Genomic DNA, 20721 nt, shown 5'->3' on the forward strand with positions numbered 1-20721 from the left:
GGGTGACGGAAATTTCATGAAAATACTGAAAGCTCTCGTGGGATGGATTTTATCTCACAAAAAACTGGTATTCATCTATATTCCATTTATCATTATCTTCGTGGTGATATCCTATTCGGCCGTCATCTATGTCAGCTGGCTCGGTAACCGCCAGGAAGCCCTGGATAAGCTGGCCCGGTACAAGCAGCTCATTGACCGCACCGAGGAAATGCATCAGGGGTATACCTACAGCTACAGTGATATTGACCTGTCGGCCAAGGTAGTGGACATTCCAACTCGGATCTATGACCGGAATAATGAAATCATCGGTGAGTTTTTCGAACAGAAAAGGGAGATTGTTCCCTATGGCTCAATTCCCGAGTGGATAGTGAAGGGGGTCATTGCCAGCGAGGACCGCGACTTTTATTCCCATCACGGGCTCAATTACCTGGGGATATTCAGGGCTTTTATCATAAACATGGTCAACTTCAGTGTTGTCCAGGGCGGCAGCACCATAACCCAGCAGCTCGCGAAGGTGCTCTTTACCGACATGGAGAGAAGTTTCAAACGCAAGATATACGAGGCTTTCTGCGCCCTGGAAATCGAGAAACAGTATGACAAGCAGGATATCATATCCATGTATCTCAATCTCATCTATTTCGGCAACGGCGCCTATGGCGTGGAATCCACATCGAAGATGTTTTTCGGGAAAAGCGTGAAGGATATCAATGAAGTGGAGTGCGCCATGATCGTGGCCACCATTTCCAGTCCGCGTACCTATTCACCCATATCCAACCTCGATAACTCCATTAAAAAAACCAGGCGTATCCTCAAATCCCTGGTGGATGCCGGTTATTCACGAAAGGAACGAGCTGATTATCAGTACGGCCAGTTTCTGAAAAAATGGGATGTGGTGTTCGAGAACGACAGGGCCATATCCTCGCTCATCGGCAATTTTATTTACAGTTCGTACCGGGTAAACAGGTGTCCCTTTTTTAACGAACAGATACGGCGCCTCCTGGTGGAAAAGTTTGGCGACGATGTGGTGAAAAAGGGCGGTCTGAGCGTATACACCACTATTGATGCCGTAAGGCAGGACGTGGCACTGGAAAGCCTCAGGAGCGGAATAAAAAAGCAGCGCGAGTACCATATGAACATTGCACGCCGGACGGGAAGGCAAAAGATCCGTGAGGCGGAAACTGAAAAAGCTGAAAATATCGAGGGGGCCCTGGTGGCCGTAAATCCCGTGACGGGGGAAATACTGAGTTATGTGGGCGGATATGAGTTCTCTGTAAAGAACCAGAACGATAATGTAAACCAGATAGTCCGGCAGCCCGGTTCTTCGTTCAAACCGATCATCTATGCCGCAGCTCTGATGAACGGGGATATAACTCCCTCCACGGTGATGATGGACGAGAAAACGGTCTATGACAAGGGATACTCGCCGGAAAATTATAGCCGGACATACGAAGGGAAAGTAACGATTCGCGAGGCCCTGAGGCGGTCGATCAATACAATAGCTGTAAAAGTGCTTGCCAAAACGGGGTATAGTACGATATTTTCTATTGTCCAGAAAGCCCTGGACGTTCCCCGGGGAGACCTGAATAAACGTTTCGGAAAGACCCTGTCGCTGGCTCTGGGTACCTATGAGTTGTCACCCCTGGAAAACTGCGTTCTACATGCAACCCTGGTAAACGGCGGCGATTTCATCAAGGCTTATGGAATAAAATATGTTAAAGACTATAACGGAAATATAGTATGGAACTATGAGGAAGAAGTACTCAGGGAGATAGAGGAAAAAAGAAACTCCAGGGGGAAAATTATTGACCCTGTCGCGGCGGCTGTTACCGTATCCATGCTGAAAGGCGTTTTTGAGAAGGGTGGCACGGCATATTATGTCGGCAAGGGTTTGAATGCAGTATTTCCCGTTGCCGGAAAAACCGGCACCAGCACTAATTATAATGACGCCTGGTTTGTGGGTTATACGGCTGACCTGGTGACGGCCGTGTGGATCGGCAACAAACAGGGGGCCATCTCACTCGGTCCGGGCAGGGCCGGAGGCGTTGTATCGGCTCCCGTATGGGCTGAATTTATCGCCAGGACCTACGTGGACAAAAATCCAGGCGATTTTAAAATACCGGAAAAGGGTGTTTCCGAGGAAGTGATTTGTAATCTCTCCGGGCAGGTGGCCTTAAGGGACGGCAGCTGTCCCGAAACGGCAAAGCAATTATTTTATTCGGGAACCGAGCCAGGGGAGTTCTGCACCATGCATCGTCGTGCTGAAGGCGAAGAAGAAGTAAAATCTGAGAATAAATAAAAGGTGATATTGTGAAGCAAAGGATGAGTTTTTATCTGTCGGTAATGCTGCTGCTGGCCAGCATGCTGTCCTTCCGCTGGCCCGTGGACGAGGGCCGCATCACCTCCACGTTCGGCGAGTCACGGGGGGATCACTTCCATGATGGTGTTGATGTAGTATGCAAAGATGACAAGGTATATCCCGTGGCAAAGGGAAAACTTCTTTATTATTGGGATAAGACGATATTTCCTCTTGAGAATGAACCGGGGGGAGGCAATTTCAGAATACTGCAGCACGGCGAAAAACTCCGCTCCATCTATATGCATCTTGAGGGAGCTGTTCCTCCACAATCCGTTTATGAAGAAAAGGATGTAGTGGGGATAGTGGGGAACTCCGGACACAGTTTCTCGAAGCACCTTCACCTTTCGATTTTAAATATGGATCGTCAATCGGTAAATCCTCTTACCATTCTTCCCGCTACCGTCGATACCATGGCTCCACGCATTGAGGATATGTACCTGAAAATCGATGACCGCTACATGAAAATCCGGAACGGATCGGATATACGTCTTACCCGGCATTATCCTCTTCTTGTCAGGATATCGGACAGCATAACAGGGCGTGAAAACCTGGGAGTCAATAAACTCAAGGCCGTCTTCAATGAAAAGACTGTCTGCGACGTGGAATTCAGTTCTATCGATTTCACATCTTCCGGTCTTTCCGTGAAAAAGAAAAACTTTGATGAATTGTTTGATGATGAAGGCTACTACAAAATCGGTAACATCACATACCGGGACGGTTTAAATACCCTTAAAATTATCACTTCGGATTTTGCAGGGAACACAACGGAAAAAGAATTTAGTTGTTCCGTAACTCTTGATATGCAGTAGCCCGGGAGTCACAGGAGGATATTTTTTGGAAAACATGATTCCCCATATCAGGCGGGAGAAAAAAGTCAAACAGGTCGATCTTGCCAGGGCGCTGGACGTATCTCCCTCGTATCTATGTAAAATTGAAAAGGGCCTCCAGGAACCGACGGAAAAATTTATCAACGGGTGCGCCGAATTTTTTAATGTATCCGTGGAGGAACTGTTTCCCCTGAGAAAAAAAAAGGAAAGTTTAAAAAAGATAAATGAAAAGTTTACCAACAGGCTGTGGAGCACGCGTACGGAAAAAGGGATCAAGCAGTATGAGCTGGCGAAAGTGTTGAACTGTTCGCCGTCATACCTTTCCAAGGTGGAAAAGGGGCTGCAGCAGCCTAACAATAAATTTCGAAAAAAATGTGCCCGGATACTGAAAGTCAAAGAAACTGAACTTTTCCCTGACGGCAAGTAGCAGGCAGCTATGGAAATTCATTACCTGGAACTATTTGTCCTTATCGCGGCATTCATCCTTTCCGCCTTTTTTTCAGGCGCCGAGACGACTTTCTTTTCTCTCAGGAAAGCGGACCTTCACCGGTTTTCCCATTCAGAGAGTGCGAGAGAACGATCCATTCACCGCGTTATGACCGAACCGGAAAAAATTCTGGTCACGGTGCTGGTGGGGAATCTCTTCGCGAATATCATAATAGCCTCCATTTCCACCCGTCTGCTCCTTCTCCGGTGGCCCGCTTACGGGCATCTGGTATCAACGGCAATTGTTACGCCCGTGATGATCCTTTTTTGTGAAATATCTCCGAAGGTCATCGCCATGAGCGCTTATGAATACCTTTCACGTAAAATTTTCCCTGTCATGAATTTTTTCCATGTGGTGCTTTACCCCATACGGCGGATCATGCTCCTTGTCACGGATTTAATCATCAGGATCTTTAATCTGAAAATGGCGCACAGCAGCATCACCGAAGATGAACTTGACCATGCCGTTCATCGAGGAGCCGAAGAGGGAATCATCGGGCGGGAAGAGGGAGCCTTCATTCGGAATATAATGCTTTTCGCCAGGAAGGAGGCCTCGAATATCATGTTCCCCCGGAACAGGGCCGTATTCATCCCCTTCGGCGCTTCAGTCAAAGAGGCCATGGAAATCATAATAAAATACAATGCCATCCGTGTTCCGGTGTACAAAGACGACCTGGACCATGTCGTGGGATTTGTCAATTCCAAGGAATTGCTCCCCTATCACCTGGGGTATAAAAAGGCGAAAAATATAAATAAATTCATCCAGGACATTGATTTTTTTCCCTCCACCCGCGAATTGATGGATTTGCTGAATGATTTTATAGCGAAGCGGTTGCAGATAGCCGTACTGGTCGATGAATACGGCGGAACAGCCGGTGTGGTTACTCTCAACCGAATTCTGTCGGAACTCATGGGCAAGGAGTTCACAAAATGGGAAATTGACGGGAAGGGAACAGCAAGGAAGTCATCGGGAAACGTTGCCATAATTAATGGCAACATGCAGATTGCCGACTTCAATTACACGTTTAATGATTCCATTATGACGACGGAATCGGATACGGTGGGTGGATATATAACCGAGAGACTGGCTCATTTCCCCGGGCGGGGGGAAGAAATCCGGACTGACTCATACGTACTGCGGGTAAAAAAAGTACGTAAAAATATAATTGAATCGGTAGAAGTGATTGGACTTCATGACAATAAGGAGAGCGTTCATGGGTAGGGATGCTTTCCTGGTATATGAAATACTTATTTTTGTTTTCATATTATTCTCGGCATTTTTCTCCGGTGCGGAGACCGCCATAATTTCGTCCCGCAGAATAGCTATTGAAACCAGTGCCAAAAAAGGGAAGAAGAGCGCCCGGAGGGCCCTGTATATTCTCGATAATATGGAAGACGCCATAGGTATGATTCTCATTGGTAACAATATTGCCAATGTTACAGCCACGGCCTTCATTACCTATATAGCAACGGCATCCTACATGCTCAATGACCGCGGCATTTTTGCCGTAACGGCAGTGCAGACCCTGTTTTTTCTGCTCTGTTGCGAAATTTTTCCGAAGATTATAGCCCGGGCCCGGGCCGAATCCTTCCTCAATTTATTTTCACTTCCAATTAAAGGCCTCACAGTCGTATTCAGGCCCGTGAACCGTGTTTCGCTTGCCTTTACTTCGGTGCTCAAAAAAATACTCGGGATAAGAAGAACAGGGAACAGCCTGGTCAGATCCCGGGAGGAGCTGAACATCCTTTTCAAGATCGGTGAGAAGGAAGGGGTTATCGACGGGGAGCACCTGATGTACGTTTCAGAAATACTTTCCTTTAAGGAAATGACGGCCCATGAGATTATGACTCCAACAATCGATATAGTTTCCATTGAACTGCAAAGCAGTGTACGGCAGCTCGTCGGTCTCATCGAATCAACGAGGTTTTCCCGCATACCGGTATTTGATAAACGGGTCGACAACATTGTCGGATATATTTTTTTCAGGGACATTTTCAAGCGTGAAAAAGTAAATAATATCGCCGAAATAATGATTCCCGCATCCTATGTGCCTTCAACCAAGAATATTTTTGAGCTCTATATTGAGATGCAGGACCGGAAAATCCCCCTCGTTTTTGTTGTTAATGAATACGGGGCTGTCATCGGGATGGTTTCACACGAGGATATAGCCGAGGAAGTGGTGGGAGAAATCCAGTCCATGGATCACACCGACGAGGACCTGATTGTTCAGGTCAGCGAACGCGAGTTCCTGATCAGCGGCGATCTGGACATAGAACACTTTCAGAAACTATTTTCCCTGGAACTTGAGAAGAGAGGATTTGAAACGATAGCCGGATTTGTCATGTCCAGGATGGGGAAGATACCGGTCAAGGGTGAGAAATTTGTCTATAACAAGTTTACCTTTATCGTGGAAGAGGCCACGGACCGGTCAGTGGAAAAAATTATTCTCAGGAGCAGCGGTAAAATAAAACTGAAATGACCGTTCCGTGTTACCGGGCCAGCATGGGTCCCATGGAATCCTTCCCGCCCATGACGTGAATGTGCATATGAAAAACCTCTTGTCCGCCGGCCCTTCCGTTATTTAAAATAACCCGGTATCCCTTTTGCGTGATCCCTTTCAAACGTGCCACTTCCTGTACTGCCATGAAAAGGTCGCCCATGATTTTTTTGTTGTCATCGGTCAGGTTTTCAATATCGGCAATATGGATTTTGGGTACCACAAGCACGTGGGCCGGGGCCTTGGGATCGATGTCGTTGAAGGCGAGGATCGTATCGTTTTCGTATACTTTCGATGCCGGGATGTCTCCGGCAATTATTTTACAGAATATGCAATCCATGGTATGCTCCTTAACCGAAATTTTGAGGCCGATGCGTATTCTCTGCTGAGCCGGTATGCATACCGGCTTGGGACAGATTCAGGAATAATTGTACGCCACTCCGTACGGGAGTCAAGAAATATTCTTGATAAATAGTTCTTTACAGTTTTCTTTGCACAGGCTGAAGTTTTTATATTACGCGGATGGAATTTACCATGGTCACTATTGACGGAATCAAAATAATCATTTATGATAAAACCGAAAAGGAAACGAATATCGTCCGAAATTTTCTCGGGTTGACGAACAGGGAATTATTCGCATATGAGGATGAAGATGAACTGGGCAGGATCATATCTCACCTGAAGGAACGGGGGGTGAAGTCCAAGGAAGTGATCATATTAAAAAAATTTCTCGGGCGTATGTACCAGAAATGTCCCGGGTCAAAGAATATGATCTGCTGTAATTACCGGCTTCTCAACACCTGTTTCGATTGTTTTTATAATTGTACATACTGTTTTCTTAATTCATACCTGAATGCCTATGGGATTACCCAGTTTACCAACCTGGAAAACCTGGCCGATGAAATTATCGCGGAGCTGGACGGCAGTAATGACCTTGTATACCGCATCGGGACCGGAGAGTTCACCGATTCGCTGATGATGGATGAAGTTACCGGTATCGCGGCGGGGCTCATGAAGCGCCTGAGCCGGTATGACAATGTGATGCTGGAGTTTAAAACGAAGTCGGCCAACATCGATCATCTTCTTTCGGTGGAGGAAAAGGGAAACGCTGTTCTTGCCTGGAGTCTCAATACTGAACGGAATATCAGTCTCTACGAGGAAGGAGCGGCAACCCTGGATGAACGGATCGCGGCCGCGGAAAAAGCCCGGTGTGCCGGATATTTCTGCGCTTTTCATTTTGATCCCATCATATTTTATGACGGATGCATGGAGGAGTATGGTGAGGTTCTGGATCGTCTTTTCAGCAGGATTGATCCGGACGGTGTGGTATGGATATCACTGGGGACCTTCCGTCACAGCCCTGGATTTAAAGAGATTATCATGGACAAATTTCCCCATGAGCAGCTGACGACGGGTGAGATGTTCCCGGGGACCGATGGTAAAATGAGATATCTCAAACATAAAAGAATTGCCCTGTACCGGTACATGAAGGAGCGCATAGAGTCCTGGTCCGGTAAACCCTTTGTGTATCTATGCATGGAGACCGGTGACATATGGGAGTCCGTATTCCATGTCAGGTATGGAAACAGTGAAGAACTTGAACGGGATTTCAGCCGGCATTTAAAAGAAAATTTTCTTAAATGAAACTGAAGACATAAAAGAATTGACCGGAATCCAAGGTTGATGCTTTATTAGAAAAGGAGCAGGCGACAGCAGTCTGACTGGCCTGCTTTTATAATCAATACTATCGAAAAAGGAGTTGTTTCGACTTGGATGAGAAAGATTACAGGGAAGCACAGCGGGAACTGGAGAGCCTCCTTGAGAAAATAAATGAGCTGTACAATACCATAGGTATTGATGGACTTAAAGCGAGACTTGTTGAGCTTGAAAGAGAAACACAGAAGGATGATTTCTGGAAAAACAAGGAACGCTTTGCCGTGGTCAACCAGGATATCAGCAAATTAAAAAGAAAGGCAGAGCCCTGGATCGTTCTCATGCGGCAGACCAAAGAGGCCAGCGAGCTTATGGAGATGGCGATGCTCGAGAGTGACGAGGGAATTCTGAATGAGATCACTGTTACGATCGGGAATCTCTCCAAACGTTTCAATGAGCTGGAAACACGGGAGCTCCTTGCCGGTGAAGATGACGGTAATAATGCTTTCATCACCATACATCCCGGTGCCGGGGGCACGGAATCGCAGGACTGGGCGAGCATGCTTTTCAGAATGTATTTCCGCTGGGCTGAAAAAAATGAGTATGAAGTTGATGTCTTTGATTACACCCCGGGCGATGAAGCCGGAATTAAGAGTTCAACGATGCTGATACGCGGTGAATACGCCTTCGGCATGCTGAAGGGTGAAATGGGTGTGCACCGTCTGGTGAGGATTTCTCCCTTTGATGCCAATAAGAGACGTCATACGTCATTCGCATCCGTGGAAGTAATGCCTGAATTGACCGAGGATGTTGAAGTTGAAATAAACGAGAGTGACCTGCGTATCGATACATACCGTGCCTCAGGAGCGGGAGGACAGCACGTCAACAGGACCGATTCCGCCGTGCGCATAACACATATACCCACGGGAATAATAGCACAGTGCCAGAATGAGAGGTCACAGCACAAGAATAAGTCCTTTGCCATGAAGGTCCTGAAATCAAGGATTTATGAATTGCAGAAAATGCAGCAGGAGGAACGCAAACAGGAGAAGATGGGAGAGAAAAAGGATATCTCCTGGGGAAACCAGATCCGATCCTATGTGTTTCAACCCTATACTCTGGTAAAGGATCACCGCACAGGAGAGGAAACCGGTAGTGTGGACCATGTATTCGATGGCGAAATCGACCGCTTCATTTACGCTTGCTTAAAAATGAGGAAGTCCGAGTCATAGCTATAGCGGGATGAATTATTTTTACGAATATTTGCAGGGATACATCGGCTTTGTATTATTTTTATGTATGATTACCGGGAATAGGAGCGCAGATCATGAAATTCAAAACGAACAAACTTAAGAATTTCCAACCCCTTGAACTGGGCAATATCCTCGGTGGAGATTTGGGGGCCATTGATTTCAGCGATGCCCTGGGAAATATGCCGGGATCGAAGAAGGATGTTCTTTTCCTTGGACGTTTCTCTGAAAGTGATCTGATGAACATTATTTCATCGATTGGAATGTCGGACCACCTCAATGCGAAGGGATTCAATGAATTAAATATATCCATCAACAGGGACGATGCCAGTGTCCATTATTTTAAACTCTACGATGGCAAAAAAAATCCAAGCAACCTGCTCATGGATCTCCGGGTCACGGAATCAAAATTTCTTCCCGAGGCCTCCTTCTTCGAGGAGGACAGATCAGTGCCGGTGTATGACATGGTGGTCATTGAATGGCTGTCGGCCCACAGTCCCAAGCGGTCCTTTGATTCGGGGAAACCCCAGTTGCCCGGACAATCTAAACCGGGACTCGGTATCTTAAGATACTGTTTCGATATGATGTATTCCGTCGCCCGGGAGGTTACCAAGGACGGGTTCATGGACGTTCCCGATCATATGCACGGCGCCATCATGTATTCCAAGAAATTCAGGTTTTTCGATCCTGTCCATGAAGCTATCCTTCATGCCATCATGAGGGACCTGAAGGAGTATTCACTGGTGGATATATCCTGGGGAATGATTACCCAGTCAATCATAGACATTTACAAGAATATTCCCCAGGTCTATGACCCATCGGAGCAGATTTTCTCCGTTTCCAACAGGATGAAGCGTTATTTCAGTTCAAATAAATACAAGTCCATATATAACAATTATTACAAAAAGAAGAAGTATCGGCTTGATTATGATTCCATGGTGAAAAAGCGGGAGCAGATTCTGAAGAATAAGAGTATTGTGGATTTATGACAGCGGTGGTTTCTCGTTCTTTTTAAGATTTATCCTGCGTATTTTTTTCAGCTCATCGGCGTCTTTCAGCAACAGTGCCGCAGCCTTTTCCATGTCGAGAAAAATTTCATTCCGGTCCGCCAATATCACCTGCAGGCGGGCCAGATATGTCGTCCTGAGGGTGAGGCATTCCATGACCTCGGGCTCATCACTGTGGGAGAGAAAGTGTTCCAGCGCGGAAGTATCCATGCCTGCAATATCCCCGATGCGTCGGGTCACCTGCGCAATCTCGAAATCAATCCCGTCGATTTCATCGAGCATGGACTGGCCTTCAATGACCGCGTCGAGCAGTTCATCCATGTTTCCCGTTTTCAGGAGATACCTGTTGTGAATGTCCTTCTGGCGAAGGGATTGAAGAATGTCGATTTTTTTAATGTAATGGGCTTTCAGTTCAGATAATAATTGGCGGACATCATCCCTCAACACTGAAGCTCCCCTTGGATCCGACATTGCCTATTTTATCGCTTTTTGCTTCGTTGGCGGAAATCTGTTCCCAGGCCTCTCTCAGGGATTTTATCATGGTCAGAACGGGTTTGAGTACTTCGGAGTCTTTTTTAATGTTGGCTTCAAGAAGCTGTTTTTTGAAATACATATAGAGGTTGAAAAGGTTCTGGGATATTTCTCCTCCCTCCTTCATGTTAAGGGAGATGAGAAGCTCCGTAATAATATCCTGCGCTTTAATAATATTATTGTTGGCGATATCAAAAGTTTTCGGTGAATCCATGTTTTCAATGGCGATGTTGAGAAATTTAATAGCGCCATCGTAGAGCATTACAATGAGTTTACCCTGATTTGCCGTGGCTACCTGTGTCTCTTTGTACTGATTGTACGGATTTTTTTCTTTTGGCAATGCCATAAACTTCCCCCGTGCGATCTGAATAAACTTGGATAATAGACAATACTAGTAATTTTGTCAGAAATCAGGACTAACTCATACCTAATCTATTATCGTATGTAAAATATCCGAACTTTACTGAATTATGAGTCCTCCGATGTTTTTATTGAAGCCGGGAGAAGTGTTATACCGTCGATAACTTCTTCAGGATTTCTTCATATTTCTCTTTTGTCCTTTCCACGATCTCGTCGGGGAGGGGTGGAGGAGGTGAATTTTTATCCCATGTCGTAGTTTCCAGGTAATCCCTGATGAACTGCTTGTCATAACTTACCGGCGAGCTCCCCACTGCATACTGGCTTTTATCCCAGAACCGTGAACTGTCGGGGGTCAGAACCTCGTCTATGAGGATTATTTCATTTCCCAGGTAACCGAACTCAAATTTGGTGTCGGCAAGGATGATGCCCAGGGGATCCATGACATCACGGGCGAATTCATATATTCTCAGTGTCAGATCGGCCAGGGTCTCGGCAGCGACGGTTCCCATCTCATTTTTCATCACTTCGATTGATACATTTTCATCGTGGCCCGTTTCAGCCTTAACTGCCGGCGTGAAAAGGGGAGACTCCAGTTTTTCCGCCAACCGAAGGCCCGCCGGCAGGGTGATGCCGCAGACTTTACCGGTTTTCTGGTAATCCTTCCAGCCCGTGCCTATGATATAGCCCCGCGATACACATTCGAAATCGATCCTTTTTGTTTTTTTCACAATGACGGAACGGTCTTTGAGCAGTTCGGGAAAATCGCAGAAGGGTTTAGGGAAATTGTTGAAATTCTTTTCCACGATATGGTTTTTTACGAACCTTATTTTATTGAACCACATATTGGAGATGGTGTTGAGAATTATTCCTTTTCCCGGGATACCGTTGGGGAATATATGGTCAAAGGCTGAAACGCGGTCCGTGGCCACTATAAGCATGTGTTCATCATCAACCTTGTAAAGATCCCGCACCTTTCCGCTGTACTGTTTTCTTAATCCCGGCAGTTTGATCTCTGTTAATGCTTTCATTCTCATTCCCCCTTCAACTCATTTTTTCCCGCAGCAGCTGGTTTACTATCTGGGGATTTGCTTTCCCCTTTGTTTCTTTCATGGCCTGTCCCACCAGGAAGCCCAGGGCCTTTTCCTTGCCGTTCCTGTAGTCCTCAACGGACTGGGGGTTCTCCCGTATAATTCTTTCAATAACGGGTTCGATTTCCGAGAGGTCAGTAACCTGCTTCATTCCTTTTTCTTCAACAATTTTTTCAGGATCATCACCGGTTTTAATCATTTCATCGAAGATATTCTTGGCGATTTTTCCGCTGATCGTGTCGTTGTCAATGAGCTTAAGCAGCCTGGCCATGTGTGAAGGCGTGACAATATACCGGTCAAGTGACTCGGGGTCATCGATCCTGGCCAGGAGTTCACTCAGTATCCAGTTGGATGTCCTTTTTGCCGTGGCTCCTTCTTTGATGACGGCCTCGAAATAGTCGGCCAGCTGGCGGGTGGAAACAAGGATTGCCGCATCGACATCGGACAATTCGTACTGGTCAATGAAACGTCTTTTCTTCTCCGCCGGGAGTTCCGGCAGGCTTTTTCGCAGTGTTTCAATGTAGTCTTCAGCGATGATAATGGGAGGCAGGTCAGGATCGGGAAAATACCGGTAGTCATGGGCATCCTCCTTGGAGCGCATGCTGTAGGTTACCATTCTGTCGGCGTCCCAGAGACGGGTTTCCTGGACGATGGCGCTTTTTTCCCCTTCCTCAAGGAGTTTTTTCTGGCGCTCGATCTCATAATTGATAGCGGCCTTGACGGCCTTAAATGAATTGAGATTCTTGATTTCCACCTTTTCGCCAAAGGGTTCCGTTCCTGCCTCGCGGAGCGATATGTTTACATCACAGCGGAGGCTTCCTTCCTCCATGTTGACATCGGAAACACCGATGTACTTCATGATGGTCTTCAGGTTCTGCAGATATTCATAGGCCTCATCGGCGGAGCGGATATCGGGTTCCGATACTATTTCCGCCAGGGGCACGCCGGTTCTGTTAAGGTCCACGTAAGATATGTTTTTTTTCGGATCCTCGGAGTGAATTGATTTTCCTGCATCCTCCTCGAGATGGAGTCTTGTTATGCCGATCCTCTTGCCTCCGGGAGGGGTATTGATTTCGATGTAGCCGCCCTCGCATATGGGACGGTCATACTGGGATATCTGGTATGCCTTGGGAAGGTCGGGATAGAAATAGTTTTTCCTGTCGAATTTGCTGTACCCGGCCACGGTGCTGTTGATTGCCAGACCGGCAAGAATACCTTTTTTAAGGACTTCTTCATTAAGGACGGGCAGTACTCCCGGCTGTCCCTGGCATACCGGGCATGTCTGGGTGTTGGCTCCGGCGCCGAATTTCGTGGAGCACCGGCAGAAAATTTTTGTAGCTGTATTCAGCTGGACGTGAACTTCCAGGCCTATTACGGGTTCATATGTCATAGGGACCTCATTTTATGCTTGATTTATTAACCGGGAAAAAGAGAAATTTAACAATCGAATCATCACACTGATATAAATACAATTACCGCGAGGAAATATTTGTCAAGGAAAATGGTCCTGATGCAGGGAGATGGATCAGTATTTTTACATATTTGGAAAAATTGCCGGTTATGTTGCCAATTCCCCTGAAACCGGCCTGCCGGTTGACTTAAAAACAGCAACCTATTGTGAGAATAGAGGGGTTCATCAGTGTAATGAAAGGTTTTTTAAAGCATAAGCGTTTTACCATGATAATGGCTGCTGCGGCAGTCATCCTGATGTTGACAGGTTATTGCCTGGGGAAAATATCGGGGAGAAGCCTCATACGGGGATTCATCCTGGAAAGAAGCCGCTATGTCATGTTCCTTTTTACACCGGCCCGGCAGTATTTCCAAATGCTGGTCCTGGTTAATTCCGATGATGAATTGCAGAGGATCGCCGGATATTATGCCCTGCTGGATAACGATCTCATTGATGAGGATTTTCTTCGTGAACGCTTCCAGAAGGAGTCCTCCCTGGCGGCGAAAAGGACTATTCTCTGGGTGTTGGGGCAGGCCGGTAACCGTAAAAAAATACTGGAAATTTATGCCGGTGTATATTCCGCAAGCGGCAATGAACTCCGGATGGAAATACTGAGGTCCATGGAAAGGCTGGATGAGTACTTTTACCTGGAGTTTATAAAGAAAAACAGGATAGACCCGGGAATGCTGAAAGAATAGCGGTATGAATGAGAGAATACTCTGTAAATTTTTCTTGTCAAATAAAGGGTTGTGAGACAGACAGTCTCAATAAAGGCACACCGGGAGGGGATCATGGACGACAGGCAATATATTGAAGATCTTTGTATCAAGGCAAAAAAGGCCTCTACTTTTATAGCCAGGCGCACAACCAGTGAAAAAAATAATATCCTGCTGCGTATCGCATCGCTGCTGCGCGAGAAAAGTGATTATATCATAGCGGAGAACGAAAAGGATATAAACACGGCCCGGGCTGCCGGATTGAGCAGTGCGATGATAGACCGTCTCGTTCTCAACAGGGACCGGATTATGTCTATGTCCGTGTCCGTCGAGGAAATCGCGGCGTTGGAAGATCCCGTGGGCCGCATCGAAAATATGCGCGTCAGACCTTCCGGTATCCGTGTAGGACAGATGCGTGTCCCCATCGGAGTAGTCGCGGTCATTTACGAATCGCGTCCGAATGTCACCACTGATATTGCAGCTCTCTGTATAAAGTCCGGTAACGCCTCCATACTCAGGGGGGGCAGGGAATCGATTCATTCCAACACGGCCCTGTATGGCGTGGTAAAAACGGCCCTGGCAGGGTTTGGATATCCCGAGGAGATCGTGACTCTCATCACCAGGACCGACCGAGAACTGGTATCGTTGCTGCTGAAGAAAAATGACTATATCGATATAGTCATCCCCCGTGGAGGGGAGGGACTCATCAGGCGTGTAACTGAAGAGTCCACCATCCCTGTCATAAAACACGACAAGGGAGTTTGTCATACCTTCATAGATGCCGGTGCGGTAGAGGAAATGGCCAACCGGATCGCGGTAAACGCAAAGGTGCAGCGGCCCGGTGTTTGCAATTCCATGGAAACCCTGCTTATTCACCGCGATTATCCACGCAAGGAATCGCTTCTTCAATCGCTGCTCGACAACAAGGTGGAACTCCGGGGATGCAGAAGAACCGTGGCCCTGATGCCTGCCTCGGTAAAGCCCGCTCTCGAAGACGACTGGGCCATGGAATATCTTGATCTGATCCTGTCAGTTCGCATTGTTGACACCATGGAAGAGGCTATGGATCATATAGCCCGGTACGGTTCAGGACATTCCGAATCAATCGTTACAAATGATTATTTTAATGCCGAGAGGTTTTTAAAAGAGGTGGATTCCTCGGCCGTTTTTGTCAATGCTTCAACCAGGTTTCACGACGGCGGTGAGTTCGGTCTCGGCGCAGAAGTGGGAATATCCACGCAGAAGCTGCATGCCAGGGGTGCCATGGGAGTGGAAGGATTGACGACCCAGAAATATGTTGTTTACGGCAGTGGAGAGATTCGTTAGGTATATATTGAAAATTTTCCGAACCAAGGAGTTGTTGATACATTGAAAAACAGGATTTTTATCGTGGGTTCCATACTGCTGCTTGTGCTGGCGGTGCTGGCGGGAATTTATTTTTACCAGATTAAAACAAGAAATGCCGTTGAGCAGCTGGCGGAAGAAAAGAAGATGATTAATATTCTTCTGGCCGGGAGTAATGAGTACAGGGAACGGACATTCAGTTTTTACGCCATCGTGAGCATTAACCCGGAAAACGGCAATATAGGCATTACGTTCATTCCTCCTGATTTCAAGGTGAAACTCGATGACGAGGGAAAAAAGATTGCGAAGATAAAGGACATGGACCTCATTTATTTTGAAAAGGTGAGGAAGTCATTGTGGCGTGACCTGAAGATGAATGTTCCTTTCTATTTTGAAATATATTCCCCCGATGTTATACGAATCGTTGATATGCTTGAAGGAATAGAATTATTCTTTCTTGATCAGCAATTGAATATGAAAAATGTTTCCTTCGGTATTAATTATTTTGACGGCAGAAAGGTGGTGCAGTATATAAACAGTGTTGAACAGAATTCCATATATTTAAAATATGACAGGATACAGGATCTTCTGCTGACGCTCTACTATAACAGGGAAGGAAAAAAGAAATTTTTTAATGTTGAGTTCATGACGGAGATACTCAGGTCCCTGCAGACGAACCTGCTTCCCCAGGAGCTCATGTCACTGGGTTCATATATATTTAAAGGAGGAAATGTCTTCAGCACGATCGTTCCCGGAGGCATCGAACAGGGGTATTATGTTGTCGATGACATTACCTATAAAATTTATGAAAAAGAATTCTTGACCCCCCTCGTAATCGGCGAGGAAGGGGATCCGGTTATCAAGATAAAAATACTGAACGGCACTGATATTCCCGGACTTGCCAGGAAGGTGCGGAATACTCTGAACCGTGACGGATTGAACGTGGTGGAATTCGGCACTTCCCCGTTCAGGAAAATGGATCATTCGCTGATCATCAGCCGTAAGGGGGACCTGGACGCCGTGCGCAAGGTGTCGGAGCTTACCGGTATCAATAGTATTCATTACATCATTGACAATTCACTGCTGCATAATATTTTAATTATACTCGGCGAGGATATGGCTAAATGACCATTGAGGACCAGCGGAACAATATAGACATAACGGCTGTTTTAAAAAAATGCGGCCAGGCCCTTGACGATAAAAAGGCCGAGGAAACGGTCATCGTCAATATAAGCAAAGTCAATCCCTACTTTGATTATTTCATCATAACCACGGGAAGCAGTGTTGTGCACTGCAAGGCACTGGCGCGTGAAGTTCGGCAGTGCCTTTATTCTCAGGGCGTCAAGGAACGAGGCAAGCCCGATCTTAATTCGGGATGGATCGTATTGGATTTTAACGACATCGTTATCCATATCTTTACCGAAGAGATGCGGGCCTACTATAAGCTGGAAAAACTGTGGGCCGACGGTGACCGGGTAAAACTGTAAAAAATACTTGACTTCCGCCCCTGTCATGCCTTTCAAATCATTTTTATAAAAAAAATAATATACTTTATTGTGAATAGTTCAGAGCAACATTCCCGGTGATTGCCTGCTCATCTTTTTTAATTATTTTAACCCGGGGCTTGGGGAGGGGAAGTGCAAATACTGCTGACACTGCGCTCTTCAAATGAAATTATGATGGCCCAGAAAGACCTGTTGAAGGCAGGTATACGGATATCCATCATTGGCATGCCCAGGGATATTTCACATGAGTGCGGCGTTGCTATCGCATTCAGTGATGCCGATCTGGAAAGAGTCCGGACGGTTATAGGCGAGCATGTGTACGGTAACGCCGAATTTTTCCGGCATGGTGAAAACTGTTATGAAAAAATTCATGGGGAATCGCATGGGGCATAACGTGCAGGGGAAACATGATAAATTTTTCTTGCAAATTATTTTTATTGGGGTAAAATGAAGATTCCCCTTTCAACAGGGCTGTATCCTTCTCGCCTCAGCAAGGCAGGAAGTGATGTTTTTTTAATAAAGTTTAACACAATATGATTTATCAATGTAAATTAATAATAAGGAGATTATCATGACAATTATAACCGATGTCAGGGCACGGGAGGTGCTTGATTCCAGGGGTAATCCCACGGTTGAGGTTGATGTAGAGCTCTCTTCCGGTTTCAGGGGAAGGGCCATTGTTCCATCAGGAGCATCCACGGGCGAGCATGAAGCAGTAGAACTTCGTGATGGAGACAAGAGCAGGTATCTCGGTAAGGGAGTTCTCAACGCCGTGGCAAATGTCAATGAGAAGATAGCCGGGTCCATAATCGAAATGGACGCCATGAATCAGATTGAGATCGATAATGTCCTTATAGAACTCGATGGTACACCAAATAAAGCCAAGCTCGGCGCGAACGCCATTCTTGCCGTGTCCCTGGCCTGTGCAAAGGCTGCTGCAGAAACCCTGGGCATGCCTCTGTACCGATACCTGGGAGGAGTGAACGCCTGTGAACTCCCTGTTCCGATGATGAATATCCTTAACGGCGGATCCCATGCCGATTCAAATGTTGATTTGCAGGAATTCATGGTAATGCCCGTGGGAGCAGTTAATTTCCGCGAGGCACTGCGCATGGGTGCGGAAACCTTTCATGCCCTGAAAAGCGTTCTGAAGGGAAAGGGATATAACACGGCCGTGGGTGATGAAGGCGGTTTCGCTCCCAGTTGCAAATCCAATGAGGAGCCTCTTGAGCTCATCATGGAAGCCATAACCAAGGCGGGGTACAAGCCCGGCAGTGACATCATGATCGCCCTTGACCCGGCCTCAAGCGAATTTTACGACAAGGGAAAGAAAAAATATATTTTCTCCAAGAGTGATGGCAGCGAACGGGATGCGGCACAGATGGTGGATTACTGGGAGAAACTGGTCAATGCCTTCCCGATTATTTCCATTGAAGATGGTCTTGCCGAGGATGATTGGGACGGATATAAAATATTTACCGAGAGAATGGGTAAGCGCATTCAGCTTATGGGTGACGATCTCTATGTGACAAACACGGAAAGGTTGAAAAAGGGGATCGATATGGGTGTAACTAATTCTATCCTCATCAAGCTTAACCAGATCGGGACTCTCACTGAAACCATGCGGGCTATTGAAATGGCCCAAAAGGCCGGATTTACCGCCGTTGTTTCCCACAGGTCAGGTGAGTCCGAGGACACAACCATTGCCGACCTGGTAGTGGCCACCAATGCCGGCCAGATAAAAACAGGCTCCGCTTCACGAACCGATCGCATAGCCAAGTACAATCAGCTGTTGCGCATTGAAGAGGAACTGGGGGCCATGGCTGTTTTCCGGGGGAAAGGAGCGTTTTACAACCTTGCCTAGAAAGAAGCGGCTTACAGCCTTTATATTGATATTTTTCCTCTCCGGCATCTATGTCTTTATCTTCGGAGAAAGCGGGCTGCTGGAGAGGCTGGTTCTTGAGAAAAAGAGGGCCGGGTTTATTGAAAATATCGCTGATTTGAAGGAGGAAAATAAAAGGCTCAGAGAATTGCTGAACAGGTATTCTGAGGGCAGGCTTTCGGAAAAAGATATCCTTGATTCGGGATTTACAGCCGGAGATGAGAGGATTCTTTCACTGCATGGCGTGAAGGATCAGGATGATAAAGTGAGAGAACCTGCCGATGTATTGGAAAGCGCTGTGCGGTTGAGCCATTTGCGGATTATATGGGTTGTTGTTTCGATGCTTATTCTGTTGTTCTATTTCAGCAGGAAGGAAAAACGGGAAGAGGCGGAGGACAATGCATATTAACAGGGATTTCAGCACTCACGATGTAGATGTGCTCCAGAGGCAGTTACGGAGTAAGAATGTGCATATTGCCGGAATCCTCCAGCGCTGTCCCCACGGTTATCCCGCAATTGTTATACTGAATCCTGAAAAAACCGAAAAAGACGGCGAAAACCATCAAAAAGAATTAAATTTTACCTCAATTTCCACACCCCTCTGGTTGACATGTCCCCATCTCAATGATAGAATTCATATATTAGAGTCGGGGGGTTTCGTGAAGAAAATCGAAAAATACATGCAGAATGATTCGGAAATGGGCTCCTTCATGATCAGGGCCCATGTTCATTATGCTATTTTGAGAAAGAACATTTATAAGCAGTTTTCACGGTATAGCCCTTTGGTGGAAAAATATGGATATGTGTTCAACGCAGGAATCGGCGGCATACGGGAAAAAAGTTCAGTGAAATGCCTTCATCTCCATGTTGCACATTTTGCCGCGTGTGAGGACAATGTTGTGGGAAAAATTACCCTTGATTTGCTTGAGGGTGATAAATTTTGCAAGGAGGTGAAATGTAAAAAATGTATTCGATAACTAAAGAAGTTATTCCTGTTAAGCGGGTTAAAAAAGACGGGTCTCTCGACAGAGAGATTGTAGAAAGAATTGCTGCTCAGTTGCGGGACGGAAAGATGGCCGCCATGCCTGTTGATTCCGTCTTTGGCATAATAGGCAAATTCGGCGAAATAAATGAAAGAAGGATAGCGTCACTGTACTGTGAAAAAAGTGATAATGTCGTTTACATGATATCCTCCTTTAAAATGCTCGACGAACTGGCAGACATAGATAAAACAGAGTTTGATTTTCTCCACAGGGTGTGGCCCGGTGAGGTGGTAGTCAAGCTGAAGCGGAAAAATCCTGTGAAGGCAAATCCTATCATATCAGTACGCTATCCTAAAAACAAGTTTGTCCAGGATATAATCAGCAGAGTCGATGCGCCCTGCATTTTTACGGCCTGTCTGCGGTTCAGGAATAAAAGAATATTCAAGACCACAGATATTTTTGAAAAATACAAGAAGGCCAATATCATCCTCCTCATTGAAGAGTTCTGCAAAAAGCATCCTTCACCTACCATAATTGATGTTGCACGGGGAGAACTGGTAATTGAGAATGAAGGAAGGATTCCGGCCGAGGAGATCAAGTCGCTCTATTTTTTGTAAAAGATGCAGAAGAGAAGGACCGTCCTGTCTGAAAGGACCCGCTTTATTTCAGAAGGTGATGGGCAAAAACTTCCCGGTGTGATGAGAGCATGATCATGCCCGTTTGTTGTGAGATCCCCATGCCGCGTTAATATCCAGCCCCGGCTTATTTTTTTAGACACTGTTTCC

Annotated in this window: 22 protein-coding genes; 17 read left to right on the forward strand and 5 right to left on the reverse strand. The window is 46.3% G+C overall.

Annotation, left to right across the window (positions count from 1 at the left end):
- Nucleotides 1–16 precede the first annotated feature (16 nt).
- Genes CVV44_19140 through CVV44_19160 form a run of 5 tightly spaced genes read left to right on the forward strand, consistent with a single transcriptional unit; the run spans nucleotide 17 to nucleotide 6149 of the window.
- Complete coding sequence (locus CVV44_19140) at nucleotides 17–2296, forward strand: hypothetical protein (GenBank protein PKL35649.1); 2280 nt, start codon at nucleotides 17–19, stop codon at nucleotides 2294–2296.
- Nucleotides 2297–2319: 23 nt separating this feature from the next.
- The gene (locus tag CVV44_19145; protein ID PKL35650.1) at nucleotides 2320–3165 is read left to right on the forward strand and encodes a hypothetical protein; all 846 of its coding nucleotides are present in this window, start codon (nucleotides 2320–2322) and stop codon (nucleotides 3163–3165) included.
- Between the two features lie 25 nt (nucleotides 3166–3190).
- Nucleotides 3191–3610 carry a transcriptional regulator gene (locus tag CVV44_19150; protein ID PKL35651.1) on the forward strand — a complete coding sequence of 140 codons (420 nt, stop codon included), beginning with the start codon at nucleotides 3191–3193 and terminating at the stop codon, nucleotides 3608–3610.
- A 9-nt stretch (nucleotides 3611–3619) separates the two neighbouring features.
- Nucleotides 3620–4891 carry a hypothetical protein gene (locus CVV44_19155; GenBank protein PKL35652.1) on the forward strand — a complete coding sequence of 424 codons (1272 nt, stop codon included), beginning with the start codon at nucleotides 3620–3622 and terminating at the stop codon, nucleotides 4889–4891.
- The gene (locus CVV44_19160) at nucleotides 4863–6149 is read left to right on the forward strand and encodes a hypothetical protein (protein PKL35653.1); all 1287 of its coding nucleotides are present in this window, start codon (nucleotides 4863–4865) and stop codon (nucleotides 6147–6149) included. The genes CVV44_19155 and CVV44_19160 overlap by 29 nt, the downstream gene beginning before the upstream one ends.
- Before the next feature lie 10 nt (nucleotides 6150–6159).
- On the opposite strand, the gene CVV44_19165 is transcribed toward CVV44_19160, so the two are convergent.
- Complete coding sequence (locus CVV44_19165) at nucleotides 6160–6507, reverse strand: histidine triad nucleotide-binding protein (GenBank protein ID PKL35654.1); 348 nt, start codon at nucleotides 6505–6507, stop codon at nucleotides 6160–6162.
- 182 nt (nucleotides 6508–6689) lie between these two features.
- Here CVV44_19165 and CVV44_19170 point away from each other — a divergent pair, with 182 nt between their 5' ends.
- From CVV44_19170 to CVV44_19180, 3 genes are all read left to right on the forward strand, one after another.
- The gene (locus tag CVV44_19170) at nucleotides 6690–7811 is read left to right on the forward strand and encodes a DNA photolyase (GenBank protein ID PKL35655.1); all 1122 of its coding nucleotides are present in this window, start codon (nucleotides 6690–6692) and stop codon (nucleotides 7809–7811) included.
- Nucleotides 7812–7936: 125 nt separating this feature from the next.
- A complete protein-coding gene (locus CVV44_19175; GenBank protein ID PKL35656.1) occupies nucleotides 7937–9052 on the forward strand; it encodes a peptide chain release factor 2 in 1116 nt (371 codons plus the stop codon).
- A 95-nt stretch (nucleotides 9053–9147) separates the two neighbouring features.
- Nucleotides 9148–10059: a hypothetical protein gene (locus CVV44_19180; protein PKL35657.1), complete on the forward strand. Its 912-nt coding sequence runs from the start codon at nucleotides 9148–9150 to the stop codon at nucleotides 10057–10059.
- On the opposite strand, the gene CVV44_19185 is transcribed toward CVV44_19180, so the two are convergent.
- The 4 genes from CVV44_19185 to CVV44_19200 form a co-directional block, all read right to left on the reverse strand.
- Nucleotides 10054–10521, reverse strand: a complete 468-nt coding sequence (locus CVV44_19185) for a hypothetical protein (protein PKL35658.1) — start codon at nucleotides 10519–10521, stop codon at nucleotides 10054–10056. The two genes, CVV44_19180 and CVV44_19185, sit on opposite strands and share 6 nt — an antisense overlap.
- A complete protein-coding gene (gene fliS / locus CVV44_19190; protein ID PKL35659.1) occupies nucleotides 10511–10954 on the reverse strand; it encodes a flagellar export chaperone FliS in 444 nt (147 codons plus the stop codon). Before fliS ends, CVV44_19185 begins: the two co-directional genes overlap by 11 nt.
- 163 nt (nucleotides 10955–11117) lie before the next feature.
- Nucleotides 11118–11996, reverse strand: coding sequence for a phosphoribosylaminoimidazolesuccinocarboxamide synthase (locus tag CVV44_19195; GenBank protein PKL35660.1), 879 nt, complete (start codon nucleotides 11994–11996; stop codon nucleotides 11118–11120).
- Between the two features lie 13 nt (nucleotides 11997–12009).
- Nucleotides 12010–13446 carry an Asp-tRNA(Asn)/Glu-tRNA(Gln) amidotransferase GatCAB subunit B gene (locus CVV44_19200; protein ID PKL35661.1) on the reverse strand — a complete coding sequence of 479 codons (1437 nt, stop codon included), beginning with the start codon at nucleotides 13444–13446 and terminating at the stop codon, nucleotides 12010–12012.
- 254 nt (nucleotides 13447–13700) lie between these two features.
- Between CVV44_19200 and CVV44_19205 the strand changes: the two genes are divergently transcribed.
- The 9 genes from CVV44_19205 to CVV44_19245 all read left to right on the forward strand — a co-directional run bounded on the left by CVV44_19205 (nucleotide 13701) and on the right by CVV44_19245 (nucleotide 20553).
- A complete protein-coding gene (locus CVV44_19205) occupies nucleotides 13701–14204 on the forward strand; it encodes a hypothetical protein (protein PKL35662.1) in 504 nt (167 codons plus the stop codon).
- Between the two features lie 93 nt (nucleotides 14205–14297).
- On the forward strand, nucleotides 14298–15548 hold the full coding sequence (locus CVV44_19210; protein PKL35663.1) for a glutamate-5-semialdehyde dehydrogenase: 1251 nt from the start codon (nucleotides 14298–14300) through the stop codon (nucleotides 15546–15548).
- 42 nt (nucleotides 15549–15590) lie between these two features.
- Nucleotides 15591–16694 carry a hypothetical protein gene (locus CVV44_19215; GenBank protein ID PKL35664.1) on the forward strand — a complete coding sequence of 368 codons (1104 nt, stop codon included), beginning with the start codon at nucleotides 15591–15593 and terminating at the stop codon, nucleotides 16692–16694.
- Complete coding sequence (gene rsfS, locus CVV44_19220) at nucleotides 16691–17053, forward strand: ribosome silencing factor (GenBank protein PKL35665.1); 363 nt, start codon at nucleotides 16691–16693, stop codon at nucleotides 17051–17053. Before CVV44_19215 ends, rsfS begins: the two co-directional genes overlap by 4 nt.
- Nucleotides 17054–17203: 150 nt before the next feature.
- Complete coding sequence (locus CVV44_19225) at nucleotides 17204–17464, forward strand: hypothetical protein (protein PKL35666.1); 261 nt, start codon at nucleotides 17204–17206, stop codon at nucleotides 17462–17464.
- A gap of 178 nt (nucleotides 17465–17642) precedes the next feature.
- Nucleotides 17643–18935: a phosphopyruvate hydratase gene (locus CVV44_19230; protein ID PKL35667.1), complete on the forward strand. Its 1293-nt coding sequence runs from the start codon at nucleotides 17643–17645 to the stop codon at nucleotides 18933–18935.
- A complete protein-coding gene (locus tag CVV44_19235; protein PKL35668.1) occupies nucleotides 18928–19362 on the forward strand; it encodes a hypothetical protein in 435 nt (144 codons plus the stop codon). Before CVV44_19230 ends, CVV44_19235 begins: the two co-directional genes overlap by 8 nt.
- A complete protein-coding gene (locus CVV44_19240; GenBank protein ID PKL35669.1) occupies nucleotides 19352–19930 on the forward strand; it encodes a hypothetical protein in 579 nt (192 codons plus the stop codon). Before CVV44_19235 ends, CVV44_19240 begins: the two co-directional genes overlap by 11 nt.
- Nucleotides 19918–20553, forward strand: a complete 636-nt coding sequence (locus CVV44_19245; protein ID PKL35670.1) for a hypothetical protein — start codon at nucleotides 19918–19920, stop codon at nucleotides 20551–20553. Before CVV44_19240 ends, CVV44_19245 begins: the two co-directional genes overlap by 13 nt.
- Nucleotides 20554–20721: the final 168 nt, after the last annotated feature.

It is taken from the genome of Spirochaetae bacterium HGW-Spirochaetae-1, from assembly GCA_002839375.1.
In the GTDB taxonomy this organism is placed as follows: Bacteria; Spirochaetota; UBA4802; order UBA4802; family UBA5550; genus PGXY01.

Bases quoted from the DNA above. Each gene is read 5' to 3' on its own strand.
- fliS (PKL35659.1), bottom strand. From the start codon at position 10,954: ATGGCATTGCCAAAAGAAAAAAATCCGTACAATCAGTACAAAGAGACA.
- CVV44_19195 (PKL35660.1), bottom strand. From the start codon at position 11,996: ATGAAAGCATTAACAGAGATCAAACTGCCGGGATTAAGAAAACAGTAC.
- CVV44_19170 (PKL35655.1), top strand. From the start codon at position 6,690: ATGGAATTTACCATGGTCACTATTGACGGAATCAAAATAATCATTTAT.
- CVV44_19240 (PKL35669.1), top strand. From the start codon at position 19,352: ATGCATATTAACAGGGATTTCAGCACTCACGATGTAGATGTGCTCCAG.
- CVV44_19210 (PKL35663.1), top strand. From the start codon at position 14,298: ATGGACGACAGGCAATATATTGAAGATCTTTGTATCAAGGCAAAAAAG.
- CVV44_19200 (PKL35661.1), bottom strand. From the start codon at position 13,446: ATGACATATGAACCCGTAATAGGCCTGGAAGTTCACGTCCAGCTGAAT.
- CVV44_19245 (PKL35670.1), top strand. From the start codon at position 19,918: ATGTATTCGATAACTAAAGAAGTTATTCCTGTTAAGCGGGTTAAAAAA.
- CVV44_19165 (PKL35654.1), bottom strand. From the start codon at position 6,507: ATGGATTGCATATTCTGTAAAATAATTGCCGGAGACATCCCGGCATCG.
- CVV44_19205 (PKL35662.1), top strand. From the start codon at position 13,701: ATGAAAGGTTTTTTAAAGCATAAGCGTTTTACCATGATAATGGCTGCT.
- CVV44_19160 (PKL35653.1), top strand. From the start codon at position 4,863: ATGACAATAAGGAGAGCGTTCATGGGTAGGGATGCTTTCCTGGTATAT.
- CVV44_19145 (PKL35650.1), top strand. From the start codon at position 2,320: ATGAGTTTTTATCTGTCGGTAATGCTGCTGCTGGCCAGCATGCTGTCC.
- CVV44_19155 (PKL35652.1), top strand. From the start codon at position 3,620: ATGGAAATTCATTACCTGGAACTATTTGTCCTTATCGCGGCATTCATC.
- CVV44_19180 (PKL35657.1), top strand. From the start codon at position 9,148: ATGAAATTCAAAACGAACAAACTTAAGAATTTCCAACCCCTTGAACTG.
- CVV44_19230 (PKL35667.1), top strand. From the start codon at position 17,643: ATGACAATTATAACCGATGTCAGGGCACGGGAGGTGCTTGATTCCAGG.
- rsfS (PKL35665.1), top strand. From the start codon at position 16,691: ATGACCATTGAGGACCAGCGGAACAATATAGACATAACGGCTGTTTTA.
- CVV44_19140 (PKL35649.1), top strand. From the start codon at position 17: ATGAAAATACTGAAAGCTCTCGTGGGATGGATTTTATCTCACAAAAAA.